The sequence below is a fragment of the Actinotignum timonense genome (genome assembly GCF_002860685.3).
GTDB classification, from domain to species: Bacteria; Actinomycetota; Actinomycetes; order Actinomycetales; family Actinomycetaceae; genus Actinotignum; species Actinotignum timonense.
This window is the reverse complement of the sequence record NZ_CP136960.1, coordinates 954,023-966,982: the sequence shown is the minus strand read 5'-3', so window position 1 is coordinate 966,982 and position 12,960 is coordinate 954,023. Positions and strand designations below refer to the sequence as shown.

The following is a 12,960-nucleotide window of genomic DNA, read 5'->3' as shown; positions in this document are numbered from 1 at the left end:
TACCTAGTAGCAAGGGAGGCAGCCGTGGATTCTTTACGTGTCATCTTTATTGGCGATGAGCTGGTGGCCGGGTACGGCGATGCGCGGGCGCTCGGGTGGACGGGCCGCGTGATGGCCCGCACCCTCACCGACCCTCCGCTCCTCCCCCTCACTTTGGCTGTTCCCGGGGAAACAATTTCGGAGATGGCGGAGCGCTGGGAGCGGGAAGTTGCCCTGCGCACCGGCCCGGATATTGAGTCGCGCCTGGTTATCGGCCTGGGAAGTCACGATCTGGAACGCGGCGGCACCATGGCGCGGGCGCGCCTGCACCTGGCGAATCTACTGGATTCCGCGGACCGGATGCGCATGCGCCCCTTCGTGGTGGGCCCGCCCCCGCGCCCAGATCTGCCCCGCGATGTGCAGCTCAATTTATCCAATGCCTACCGGGATGTGACCGAGCGGCGGCGTTTTCCCTTCGTGGATACCTTTAGCCCGCTGGTTGATCACGAACAGTGGAATACCGATATGGACCTGAGCGGGGGTTATGCGCCCCGCCAGGCCGGTTACGGGCTCATGGCTTGGCTGGTGCTCCACCACGGGTGGAACCAGTGGCTCGGGATTCGCGCGGCGGCCAACTAGCAACCAACTACATAGCCCCGGCACTACAACGCGGCGGCCGACCACCAGATCGACCGCCGCGCAGCTCACTACTCGCAAGCAAAGCTTTTTAGTAGTACGCCCCCTGCCGGAAATCCCAGCTGAGGAAGGATTCGGAAAGCAGCTGCAGAATCCGATCCAGGTACACGCCCTTGCGGATGAGCACCGGCGCGGGGGTAACCATACGCTGCCCGTTCTGTTCGGGCACCAGTTTCCCGGATTCATCCACGAAGGACACCATCACGCCCTGCTCCCAGCGCGTGGCTTCGGACGCATCGGGCTGGATGGACGTCACGTAATCATCAGCTTCGATCACCAGGTCCGCTTCGGTGGCAATATCGGTGCCGATTCCTTCCACCTTGCCGCGGTTCCCCCGCCCGGAGGGGTTCGCCGAGGAAGCGAAGACCAGCTTCTTATCCTTCTCCCACAGTTCCGCGGCGATCTGCTCGGCAGCCTTGCCGTAGCGGATCACGAAGCAGGAGGTTCCGCGCCCGTCGCGCACCAGGTTGCGCGCTTCGCCTTCTTCCGGAATGTAGTGTTCGGCAGCCTCGGCACGCCAGGGCAGGATGCAGCCCATGAGGATGTCTTCGTCCCAGTTCTTCTGGTAAAAATCGCGAATTTCCGGGGTGAGTTGCGCCAGGGTTTCCAGTTCTTCCATGGAGCCGCACAGCACCACGGCGGGCTTATTGCGTTTGCGGTTCTTCACCGCGAATTTGCGTTCCAGCCCGGCCGAATCGGTGGTGGCGATAATATAGCCGACCTTGGTGGGGACCACGCACATGGCGCCGCCCGCGCGAAGCAGCTGGGTGGCTTCCGTATTCAGTTCGCCATTCCAGTGCACATATCCTTCAGCCACGCGGGCCTCCTTCTCTTCTACCGTGGGTGGTTCCGTTTCCTCGAGAAACGTACGCGCGGTGGTCGTTTCTAGTACGACGCCGCCCGGCGCGTGCCGCGCCGGGAAACCGCGCACTCTGGAGACTAATGTAAATTCCAGATTCTGAGACGAAATGTTCACATATTGGACGCGCGCGCATCGTTCCGCGGACTAAAATACCCGCCTGTCCGGGGGAGATACGGAGTAACATATCGGGTGGATTGTCGAAAATATCGCCGATTGCCAATGAGGACACGGCAAGGCACACACCTACGGAAGGGCACTAGCGGGAATGAGCGGAGTGGGATCTGAGGGAATCGACGTTCTTGTTGTGGAATCCGGAATCCTCCGCGTTGAGATCTCCTATGCAGGGAAAACCGGCTGGGCACTTGCCCATAACCAGGTTCCAGTTATCAAAAATATCCTCGCGACCAATACGTCGGATAGTGAGGCGAGTGAACAGGCGCATCTGGAACTGAGCGCTCGCATTGGCGCGGATTCACTTTTCGACCTCACGGTTCCCCTTCCTGAACTCCGGCCCGGAAAAGCCGCCCCGGTAGCACCGCGTTTCCTCGCGCACACCCGCCTCGACCCGAATAATCCCCTATTACAGGCAACCGAATCCCAACCCGGAACCCTGGAAGCACATCTGCGCACCGAGGGGAGTTCCGCGGCCGGGTATGCCCGAGCCGATATACGTATCCTCGCTCCGAATGAGTGGTTCCACGCTCCGGCATATTTTGAGTCGCTGGCGGCTTTTGCGCAGCCCAACGCCCCGCAGATTCCCGCGCTGGTGCGCAAGGTCTCCGATTTACTCAAGGAAGCCACCGGCGATGCCTCAGTGCAGGGCTACCAGGCCGGTATCGAACGGGTGCTTCAAATCATGTCGGCTGCCTACGCGGTTTTAGCCGCGGAGGATATCCGTTACGTCACCCCACCCGCTTCTTTCGAAAATACCGGCCAGCGCATCCGCACCACGGAGGAAGTTCTTACCGCGAAAGCCGGCACCTGCATCGACCTGGTCCTGACCTACGCGGCCCTGGCGCAGTCCTGCGGGCTGCTCCCGGTGATTATTTTGGTGCCGGGGCACGCCCTCGTTGGTATTGCGAGCACGGAGGATGGCCTGCGCGAACCGGTTATTACCGAACCGGCCTCCATCAATAATTATTTACGTTCCGGTGCAGTTCTTGCCTTGGATGCTGCTTTTTACGACGCCGCGCTCAGCTTCCCAGATAACCTCAATCGCACCAAGGCGAAGCTGACAGACGGTACTGTTCTTGCCCTTATTGGATTGGCGGAATCGCATAGAGATGGATTGCGCCCGCTTCCCACTCAAGCCCCTCCGGCTGCCGCCCTACCGGATGCTTCGGCCTCAGCTCCAGCCGAGGCCGCCGCGTCCGCGCCTCATGCGCACTCCCCCGCGGCGGCTATTCGCGCTGCCGGGAAACTGGCGCGGCAGTTGGCCGGAGAGGATTCCGCGGACTATCTCACTTTGGATACCAGCGATGCGGCGCCGGCCCGGGTGCAGCGCTGGAAGCGCGAACTCCTCGACCTCACTTTGCGCAACCGCCTCCTCAATATCAAACCGGCCAAGGAAGTCCTGGAATTCGAAGTTCGAGCCGGAATGCTGGCGGATATTGATGATCGCATTTCCCGCGGGGATCGCATTACGATGCGCGCCCAGGATGATCTTTCCGATAACCGTTTCCTGCGCGGAACCACGGATGTGAGTGATTTATCCGATGCTGAGGTGAGCGATGAACTGAGCGAGCGCGGCATCCTCTTCGGGCACGTAACCGAGTACCGCTACGCCGAGTTCTTCAAGAACTTGGCTCGCACCACGAAAACGCTGGCGGAGGAAACCGGATCAGCCAATCTTTATTTCATGCTCGGAACGATGCGCTACACCAGCAAAAACGGGAAAGATGCCAGCGCACCGCTTTTCCTCCTCCCGGTACGGCTAGGGGGCGGTTCGGGCCGTTCCCGTTTCACAATCCAAGCCGATAACAGCGCTGAGGCCACCCCCAACCACTCTCTGGTGGAATGGCTCCACCAGGAACACGGCGTGCATATCACCGCGCTTTCCGAACCGAAACTTGATGCTTCCGGTCTCGATATTGACTACGCGCTCCGTGAGATTTCCGCCGCGCTGGTGCGCGAGAATCTTCCCTTTACGGTGACTCGGGATGTCTACCTGGGTATCGCAAAATTCTCCACATTCGGAATGTGGCGGGATCTGCGCGATCACTGGGATATTTTCATGGAATCTCCGGTATTCGAACACCTGACGCTGCGCCCCGGGGAAAGCTTCGTGGAGCCGAGTGACCTCCCACCGATTGAGCAGATTACCCCGAATGAGGCGGAACTTAATCTTCCTATTCCCGCCGATGGCGCGCAGATGCGAGTGGTATCCGCGGCCGGTCAGGGATATAGCTTCGTGGTGGAAGGACCTCCGGGAACCGGAAAATCCCAAACTATCACAAATATCCTGGCCCACCTCCTGGAACAGGGGAAACGGGTACTCTTCGTGGCGGAGAAGCAGGCCGCGCTCGACGTCGTCAAAACACGCATGGAACGCATTGGCCTGGCACCTTTTATTCTCGATTTACACGGCGGGGAGCAACGCCCCCAGGCTATTCGGGATCAATTGCGCGGCGCGATTGACGCGAGCGTTCATTACGATATGCACCGCTGGGATAATGCGCGGGCACTGCTGCGTTCCCGCCTCGAACCCCTCGCGGCCTACCCGGCGCTTGTGCACGGAATGAATGCGGCCGGGCATTCGCTCTGGTCGGCCGTCACCGCGTCTCTCGATCTTGGCGAGGGAGCGGTCGCGGTAGTTCCACAACGCTTCGTCACCGATCCGAATGCTCGCGCAACTATCGCCACTATCGATGAAGCGCTGCCCAATATCGCGGTGCGTGCACGCAGTACCGATCTGGCCGCCATGTCCGCCTGGCAGCTGGTGGGCCCGTATCACGCCCCGCTCCCCGAACTCATCCATGCTTTCGACGGGCTCGCGGCCATGGCCGCGCAATGCGAGAAATACCCGGAGCTGGTCGATACCCTGGGGAGCGTTCCGCTTGCGGACGTACGCAAGGCACTCGATGGAACCTCACCGCTACTGGATCCGGATGAGGCCCGGCAGCTGGCCTCCTCCACCTGGAAAATCGCGACGGTCGCCGATAAGCTCTCCCGGCTCACTCCCGAACTTGAGTTTTTCACCGATATTTTCTCTCCCGCATTCTTCGCGTACGGCGATACCTCCGCACTCAGCCGCGCGCTCGATGAACTCGCGGAGGGCGGCTTCTTCGGGAAGAAGAAGCGCGTGGCAGCGTACCGTTCGGCCCTTATTCCGGCGCTACCCGCCGGGCGGGAACCGGATATTGAGGGCGAGCACTCCCCTGATACAGTCCGGGCCGCTCTCGGCCGGCTGAGCTATATGCGCCGCGCCCTAGCTGATCTGGAAACAGAACTAGAAAACATCCCGGGAGCTCGCCAGCGCGTGAGTGTGGCTCTCAGCGACCCGAGCGCTCCGGCAGCGCTCGCGGAGGCCGCGGATTCTCTCCAGCGTTCTTTGGAGCTTTCCACCCGCTTCCCCGCCCTGGTGGAGCTCACCCGCCGCGCCGACAGCCTGGATGATGCTCGCGCCGCGCTCGACATCATTAGCTCCACCTGGGACGCCTGGGTGAGCGCCGCCGATCTGCAACTCCCCTCGGAAAACCGGTGGATGAGCGTTTTCCAAGAATGGTATCCGCGCTGGTCAGCAGCCGGGCGCGATTCCCTGGCTGCCGCGGTCGAATGGCACCGCGCCACCGCGATCTTGCGCAAGAACGGCCTGGAAGAATTCCAGCACCAAATCGAAAGGGGTGAGGTGCCCGACCGTGATATCTCCCTCGCCTTCCGCCGCGGGGTGGCCTCCACCAGCGCGGAAGAACGCATGCGCGCCTTCAGCGGCCATATTTCCCTCTCGGAACAAAATAGTTCGGATCTCACCCGCCTCCAGGAAGCTTTCGCCACCATTCAGGGTGAAGCCACCCAGGCGCTACCGGCCACCCTTATGGCGCGGCGGTCCTTCCGCCCCGGGGAGCTCCACGGAAAAGTGGGAACCCTGCGGCGCAACCTGGATCGCAAACGCGGGGCACGCAGTTTCCGCTCCTTGCTGGAAGAATTCACCGAGGAGATCCTGGAAGCCACACCCTGTTTCTTCGCTAGCCCGGCATCGCTTGCCACATTCGTAGATCCCACTGCCGTAGTTTTCGACGTCGTCATTTTTGACGAGGCGAGCCAGATTACCGTTGATCAGGCGATGGGTGCCATCGGCCGCGCCAAAGCGGTGATCATTTCCGGGGATAGCCGGCAGATGCCGCCTACGCGGTTCGGGAAAACTGGCCCGTTCAGCGGTGATGATGAGGATCTTGACGATCCGGATCGCCCGCTCGTGGAGACGGTGGTCAGCGATCTGGAGTCGATTCTTTCCGAGGCGGTCGAATCGGGCCTGCCGCGCCTGTGGCTCTCCTGGCACTACCGTTCCCGGGATGAATCCCTCATTGCCTTCTCCAACGAAGCCTATTACGAAGGTAAACTCTCCAGTTTCCCCTCGCCGGGTAACGCGGCGCTTTTCGGCGGTGCGGGCGTGAGTATGCGGCGCGTTTCCGGAACGTTCGACCGCAGCCGCGGGGCCACCTTCCGCACGAATCGGGTGGAAGCCGAAGAAATCGTGCGCGATATTCACCGGCGCCTTAATTCGCCGGCATTAGCGCACCAATCAATCGGTGTTGTCACCTTCAATATCCAGCAGCGCAACCTCATCCTTGACCTGCTGGAAGACTCGCGCGATCCCCTCATCCGCGCCGCGATGGAACAGGAAAAGGATCCGCTTTTCGTCAAGAATCTCGAAAACGTCCAGGGTGACGAACGCGATGTCATTATTTTCTCCACCGCATTTTCACCGCGCGAACCCGGTGGCCCCCTTCCCCTCAATTTCGGGCCGCTCAGCCGCGAGGGCGGTGAACGCCGCTTCAACGTCGCCATTACCCGCGCCCGCAGCGAGGTGCTGGTGGTCACCTCCTTCGATCCGGAGGACATCGACCTCAATCGCACCCGCTCGCGCGGAATGCAGGACTTACGTGAATATATGTTGCGGGCCCGCGCGCGTACTCAGAACGACGGCGCAGCTCCCGCACCGGCCGATTCGGCTGCGGAAGCCAGTTCTGCACTTCCCCGCGCCCTGAGCATTAATGACAACCCGGTGCGTGACCGACTTATGCGTGAGCTGCGCGAGCGTGGCTGGGAAGTGCAGGGCGATTACGGCCTCTCTAGTTACACCCTCGATATCGTGGTGCGCGAGCCGGGTAGCAAGGTGTGGCTTCTGGCTGTCATGTTCGATGACGAAAAATGGAGTTCGCTCCCCACGGTGACCGATCGTGATATTACTCCGCAGCTGCTGACCTCCATGATGGGGTGGCTCGCGGTGGAACGGGTGTGGCTTCCGGAGCTGCGGCGCGATCCGGCTGGGGTCATTGACCGCATTGATGCTTCGGCACGGGAAGCCAAGGAACGGTATGCGGCAGAGGAACGGAAGGCCGAGAAACGCCAGGAGCGGGCCGCGAAAAAGCTGGCCGGCCGCAAAGCCAAACTCGCTCGCCGCGAACCGGAAAGCACCCATCAGGACCCGGATGCCGAATCGGCTCTCACCTGGCGTGAAGTCCCCTCGGCGCATCGCAACACGCACACGAAAGCAAAACGTGCGGCCGAACCAGCGCAGCACGGAACCCCGGAGGATCCGCAGCCAACCCCGCAATCTGCTCCGCATCCGAAGCGAAGTACAATTCGGGTCGCTCTCAAGCCAGCCACCCCGGAAAATCCCACTGACACATCTGAGGGACGCTGGCGTTTTGGGGAAGCCTGGGAAAAACACGGCACGAAACCCGGAGAATCCGTTCGTCGCATAAGCGAGAGCGTTGATGACTGGGGTACCGATATTCCGCCATGCCCAGCACCGTTAACTCTCCCGGACACGTCGCCCTTGGGGAGCCGCGAGGAGCTGGAGTTCCCCATGTCTACCGCGCGCACAGCCGAAGTTCGCGAAGCCGTGCGGGAGATGATCGAAGAGAGTGCACCGCTTCCTTTGCAGTCCTTGCGGGTAGCGATTGTTAAGAGGTTTGGACGGCAACGGACCTCCGAAAAGGTCAACAAAATCCTCGATACGTTCATCCCTCAGGATCAGATTTTCGTTGATGATTCCGATGGCCAAGAATTTGTATGGCCTGAGGATGTTTACCCGGAGAATTGGCATTATTACCGGCCCTATCCCGGCCGAGGCATCAACGAGATTCCGTTGCGCGAAATCTATAATATGGCGCGCGTATTGGTTGACAAGTATCCGGAAGAATACCAGTGGGGCGAATACCCTGATGAGGATTTCGTGCGCCGTATTCTCAAAGAATTCAGCCTCTTGCGGCTCAGCCCGGATTCCCAAGCTCGGGTGAGCGAAGCGGTGCTTTTGTACGGTAACGAGCACCGGGACTAGCCGGCAGCAAAGCGGCTCCCGCACTGAGCATAATGCGGGAGCCGCTTATTTTCTACCATTCAAGCGGATCGCTTGTGCCGCCCTCGTAGCGGGCCGCCTTAACGGATTCAGCGAAACCGGGATTACCCCGGCCTTGCCGGCTTACCCGAGCGGGCGGCGCTGGTAGAGGCGCAGTGCGAGCCAGAGGAGCGCGCAGGCAGCGAGCGCCGTCGTCGTTACTATCCACCCCACAGGCCCGCGGCCAGAACCACCACGGAAAGCAAGAAAACAATGGCGAGCAGCCAGAGTGCCGCTAAGGCTTGCCAGATTTACTCGTAGTGCGTCCACATCCTTAGAATCGTGACACACCTACGTTCTTCATCCACTTCGTAAACAAGGCGATGCTGAATATTGATCCTTCGCGAAAAGCATCCCGAAAGTTCACCAATAAGCTTCTCGTATCGCGGCGGTGTCTCAAAGGGATTGCGCGTTAAGATTTCGAGCAACTGGGCGGCCTTGATTTTAAGGCCGCTTTGAGAGAGAAGTTTCGCGTCTTTTCGAGCCTGACGAGAGAATTCTAACGACCATGCCTCTACCAATCGAGAGCCTCACTCGTGCCACCCTCACGCCGAGCCTCCTTTACCGACTCAACGAAACCGGGAATGTTCGACAAGTACAAGGTTTCTTGAATAGCACGCCAGTCATCTTCCCCAACCAGGACAGCGTTATGGCGTTGCCCCGAAATGGTAACCGGCGTGCTTTCCTCGTTTACGTCATCAATAAGACGATACAGATTCGCTCTAGCCGCGGTCGTAGTTATAACGTTCATACCAGTAGCGTACGCCATTCCGTACGAACTCTCTAGAGGTACTCCCCTCCCAATTACCCGAGCGGGCGGCGCTGGTAGAGGCGCAATGCGAGCCAGAGGAGCGCAAAGGCAGTGAGCGCCGTCGTCGTACCTATCCACCACAGGCCCGGAACCTCGGCACCACCCGCCACGGCGCCCACAGCATCGTTCAAACCGAGCGGAGTGTAGCGCGCGCCCGCTTCCCACATGCCACCGAACGCCAACACGAGGTAGGCAACGAAACCGATACCCGCGCTGGCCAGCATATTTCCCGTTGCCACCGCGGCCAGAACCACCACGGAAAGCAAGAAAATAATCGCGAGCAGCCAGAGTGCCGCGGCTCCCAGGAGCGCGAGCACGGCGCCGTCGTCGAAAAGAATGCGGGTGAGGATGCCGGCCACTGTGCTGCCGCCGAAAGCCACCGCTGCCACCAAGAGCACCGTGCTCAGCATTTTCCCGGCGAAAACGGCCGTGCGGCTCACCGAGCGCGTCACGATCAACACCACCGGGCCGCCGAGCATCCCGGTGACGATCTGGTAGGCGCCGAGCATCACGAAAAGCATCCCGAAAATCTGGTGGAGGTTTTTCACCCATTGCACGTGCGCCTGGATCCAGGTGGGCTCGGCCATGGCCGCGCCGAGCGCCGCCGCGGTATCCGGCCCGGCCAGCGCGGCAATAATATCGGGGGCGTAGAGCGCCGTGAGCGGGGAAACCACCGCGAGCAGCAGCGCCAGGCCGAGCACCACCCAGGTGCTGGGCACCCGCAGCAGGCGGCGCAGGTCGTAGCGCAGCACCGCACGGTTGCCGGTGCGGATGTGCGTCGCGTGAGTGCGCGCAGCGGGGCGATCCGTAGCGCGACTGCCCGTAACGCGAGTATCAGCAGAACTCATTGGCTTACCTTTCCGCGCGAGAGGTATTCGTATACATGCTGGAGCGAGGGCGGAGCAACATCGAGCTGCGCCTCCACGCCCGCCGCCCCGCACGCCGCCGCGATGGCGCTACGCGCCGCCTCGGTATCCGCGCGCGCCACGCTGACCTGCACCGTGGCGCGTTCGGGCCGGTAGAGCGCGAGCACCTCATCGAGGGGCCCTTCGGCCAGGAGCGTGCCCTCGTGCAGCATCCCCACGTGGTCGCATACCTGCTGCACATCCGCGAGCAGATGCGAGGTGAGAAGCACCGTGGTACGCCCGGCCAGCTCGCGAATAATATTCAGCACATCGGCGCGGCCGAGCGGATCGAGGGCGCTCGTCGGTTCGTCCAGCACCAGGAGCCGCGGGGCACCCACCAGCGCCAGGGCAATTCCCAGGCGCTGCGTCATGCCGCGGGAAAACCCGCCGATATTCCCCGGGGCGCGGGTCAGGCCCACCAGCTCGAGCAGATTTGCGGCCCGGCGGCGAGCCACCGCGCGTTCCACCCCGGACACCTCGCCGAAAAACTCGAGGGCCTGCGGCGCGCTCATCCACCCCGGCAGGCTGGGCACATCCGGCAGGTAGGCAACACCGGGCACCGGCGCAGCCGGCAGCGTGCCCCGCTCATACCCGAGCACCCGCGCCGTGCCGGAACTGGCGGCGATAAGCCCCAGCAGAATTTTAATTGTGGTAGTTTTCCCGGCGCCGTTCCCGCCGATCAGCCCGTACACCGAGCCCTCGGGCACGTGCAGATTGACATCCGTGAGGGCGGCGAGCCCCGCGAAATTCTTACTGAGATTTTCGGTGCGAACCGCGTACGTCTTATCCATAGAGCTCACGCACCGTTTCGCTCGCGTTGGCGGCTTGGGTTGCGGGCGCTTGCGCCGCGGCGGCGCGGGTTCCGAGCGCTTGCGTGCCGGCACCGGTTACCCCGGTAGCGCCGCCGGCCCGCCGTTCTTCCCAGGCCCGCCGCTGCGCCAATGCCTTACGCGCCCGCGCGTACATAAAGAGGAACAGCAAAGTCCCCACCAGCGAGCCGAGCAGAACAATCACCACCCACCCCAGGCGCGGCACCCCGGCGAGCTGCCGCTCCGGCCACCGCGACAGCAGCACCAGGCTCGTGATGAGCAGGGCGAGTTGGATCAGGGCCACGATTCCCAGGGCGATCTGCGCCGCCGCGGGCAAAGCAAGAAAATCTTCCATGGTTATTCAGTTTCTTTCGTATCGGGTGAGGTTGTGGTGCCGTGCGCGGCATCGGCGGCGACTGCGGATGCGGCCGAGTTTTCCGAGTGCTTGCGTTTGAGCAAACGGCCCAGATTCCGTAGCGCTCCGCGCGTAGTAGCGACGACGACGCCAGCTGCCACCACAGGAAGTGCCACCGCGGTACATCCAGCCAGGAGGGATGCCGAGGCTTGGCGGTGGCTGGCGTAGCGGTCCTGTGCCGCAAGCGAGAGTAGGGCCGTGGCCTGTAATCCGGCGGCGAGCGCGGTAGCCGGAACATCCACGCGTTCGCGATTACCCCAGGCCGCGAGCGCCGTGCCGGCAGCTCCGAGGAGCGCGGCGGGCGCTACGGCCCGCGCCGCCGGAACTATGCCGCGCGGGCGCAGGTTGGCACGAAAACCGGAGGGAAGGAGCCGGTGGCGGCGGGCCACCAGGGCGGCTGCTCCCACGGCAAGAGCTCCGCCAAGTGCGGGCGCGATGCTGAGAGCGTGGCGGGTGCGGGGAGAAATATAGTCTTCCAAGTCCGGGAGGGAATCATCCGGGCGGATCATTCCTAGCCGCACCGCGAGCGCGCCCATATTAATATCCCAGCCGATCCCGAAGTTGCGCGGCACAAAAACCCGGGGATTTTCCGGTTCGAACCAGCGCGAGCGAGCTTCACGGGAGCGCAGGGCTTCCAGAGAAGCGGGGATTCCGAAAATCGTGGGGGTTGTAGGCGAGCTAGGCTCCGGCATTGTTATCACCTCGGTCGGTTGTGAGGGCGGTGAGATGGGATGTGACGACGGCGGCAAGATTGCGCCATTCGCCAGCGAGTCGTTCCCCGTAGCTGCGGCCAGCCGCGGTGATCGTGTAGATCTTGCGCGGGGGCCCGGCCGGGGATTCCTCCCAATGAATGGCCAGGTGGCCAGCCTTTTTGAGACGGTTGAGAAGCGGGTAGAGGGTGCCGGCCGATACCGCCATACCCGCATTTTCCAGGCGCTGGAGCAATGCCCCGCCGTAGGCCGGCGCCCTGGAAAGCGAGGCGAGCACGATGAGTTCAAGCACGCCTTTACGAAGCTGGGAATCAGCCACCACTCCCCCTTTCAGTCACCGCGGTGCAGGTGCCGTGCGGGTACGTTCACACCGCTTGTATGCATCACATAGTAGTAGGGATAGCACAGTAGCGCGGTGAGTTTTCAGGATATGAGAAATCTAGTTTCTCTGCTACTATTGAGCCAATAGTTCAGCCCGCCCGAGGTTCCTCGGTGTGGGCTGATCCTCTATCCACGGCGGAGTCGGGGGCTAGCCCCAGTTTCCGCCCGCTCTCCCACGGATTCCCTTACTTCTTATCCAGGGAATAGGCGATGCTAAAACCCCGAACCTTTCGGAATTCTTGACGCGAGGTAGGGAAGGCGTAGTGGCCACCCTCGAAGTTGTGGTAGATATCGAGGCCGCGGCCCAAGAAGATGAGCCATCCCGTATCGGCACGCAACCAGCGGTCGTGTGCACGCGAATCGAAAATCACATCGAGGTCAATGCCCTGCTCAGCGGCATTTTCCGTGATCTTATCGAGCATCCGAACCTGAATTTCGTGATGCTCATTCTTCTTCGCCCTGAGTGTGAACAACCGAAAGCGGCATCGCTTTTCAGGATTTTTCACCAGAGCCACAACCGCCATGAACTCAACGAGGTTGCGCCCCTGATAGGAATAGCTGATGAATGGGTCATGTAATTCGACATCCGTACATCCCCGCAGATAGGAAGCAAATAGCAAATCGAAGGTAACGCCGGTTTGCCCCTCGTCGAAGATGCGGTAGCCCGGAAACGCGACACTGTGCCGGCCAGAACCATATCGATGCAAAGATCCCTGCACGCCGTGGTCGCCACTAGTTTCCAATACACGTTTCCCCATAAGGAAAATATAGATGACCGGCCAGGCGTTCTCGGCAGAGGTGGCTGATCCCACCCCGCAGACCCGGCTTCC

11 protein-coding genes are annotated in these 12,960 nt (G+C 61.6%); 2 read left to right on the top strand and 9 right to left on the bottom strand.

Annotation, left to right across the window (positions count from 1 at the left end):
• Window positions 1–24: 24 nt before the first annotated feature.
• Window positions 25–618: a GDSL-type esterase/lipase family protein gene (locus CYJ17_RS03990; protein ID WP_087069889.1), complete on the top strand. Its 594-nt coding sequence runs from the start codon at window positions 25–27 to the stop codon at window positions 616–618.
• An 88-nt stretch (window positions 619–706) separates the two neighbouring features.
• On the opposite strand, the gene CYJ17_RS03985 is transcribed toward CYJ17_RS03990, so the two are convergent.
• Window positions 707–1,492 carry an L-threonylcarbamoyladenylate synthase gene (locus CYJ17_RS03985; protein ID WP_087071120.1) on the bottom strand — a complete coding sequence of 262 codons (786 nt, stop codon included), beginning with the start codon at window positions 1,490–1,492 and terminating at the stop codon, window positions 707–709.
• Window positions 1,493–1,811: 319 nt separating this feature from the next.
• Between CYJ17_RS03985 and CYJ17_RS03980 the strand changes: the two genes are divergently transcribed.
• The gene (locus CYJ17_RS03980) at window positions 1,812–8,042 is read left to right on the top strand and encodes a DUF4011 domain-containing protein (RefSeq protein ID WP_180948900.1); all 6,231 of its coding nucleotides are present in this window, start codon (window positions 1,812–1,814) and stop codon (window positions 8,040–8,042) included.
• 308 nt (window positions 8,043–8,350) lie between these two features.
• Here CYJ17_RS03980 and CYJ17_RS03975 read toward each other — a convergent pair whose 3' ends face one another.
• From CYJ17_RS03975 to CYJ17_RS03940, 8 genes are all read right to left on the bottom strand, one after another.
• Entirely contained in the window at window positions 8,351–8,620 is a 270-nt protein-coding gene (locus CYJ17_RS03975) for a Txe/YoeB family addiction module toxin (RefSeq protein WP_087069891.1), read from the bottom strand.
• Window positions 8,614–8,850 (bottom strand): type II toxin-antitoxin system Phd/YefM family antitoxin, encoded by a 237-nt coding sequence (locus CYJ17_RS03970; protein WP_087069892.1) that lies wholly within the window; start codon window positions 8,848–8,850, stop codon window positions 8,614–8,616. The genes CYJ17_RS03975 and CYJ17_RS03970 overlap by 7 nt, the downstream gene beginning before the upstream one ends.
• Window positions 8,851–8,903: 53 nt before the next feature.
• Window positions 8,904–9,758: an ABC transporter permease family protein gene (locus CYJ17_RS03965; RefSeq protein ID WP_101657668.1), complete on the bottom strand. Its 855-nt coding sequence runs from the start codon at window positions 9,756–9,758 to the stop codon at window positions 8,904–8,906.
• The gene (locus CYJ17_RS03960) at window positions 9,755–10,606 is read right to left on the bottom strand and encodes an ABC transporter ATP-binding protein (RefSeq protein WP_087069894.1); all 852 of its coding nucleotides are present in this window, start codon (window positions 10,604–10,606) and stop codon (window positions 9,755–9,757) included. The genes CYJ17_RS03965 and CYJ17_RS03960 overlap by 4 nt, the downstream gene beginning before the upstream one ends.
• Window positions 10,599–10,979: a hypothetical protein gene (locus CYJ17_RS03955; protein ID WP_087069895.1), complete on the bottom strand. Its 381-nt coding sequence runs from the start codon at window positions 10,977–10,979 to the stop codon at window positions 10,599–10,601. Before CYJ17_RS03955 ends, CYJ17_RS03960 begins: the two co-directional genes overlap by 8 nt.
• Before the next feature lie 2 nt (window positions 10,980–10,981).
• Window positions 10,982–11,731: a DUF5808 domain-containing protein gene (locus CYJ17_RS03950; RefSeq protein WP_101595314.1), complete on the bottom strand. Its 750-nt coding sequence runs from the start codon at window positions 11,729–11,731 to the stop codon at window positions 10,982–10,984.
• Complete coding sequence (locus tag CYJ17_RS03945; protein ID WP_016441758.1) at window positions 11,718–12,068, bottom strand: PadR family transcriptional regulator; 351 nt, start codon at window positions 12,066–12,068, stop codon at window positions 11,718–11,720. Before CYJ17_RS03945 ends, CYJ17_RS03950 begins: the two co-directional genes overlap by 14 nt.
• A gap of 247 nt (window positions 12,069–12,315) precedes the next feature.
• The gene (locus CYJ17_RS03940) at window positions 12,316–12,888 is read right to left on the bottom strand and encodes an MIT C-terminal domain-containing protein (RefSeq protein WP_159454967.1); all 573 of its coding nucleotides are present in this window, start codon (window positions 12,886–12,888) and stop codon (window positions 12,316–12,318) included.
• Window positions 12,889–12,960 lie beyond the last annotated feature (72 nt).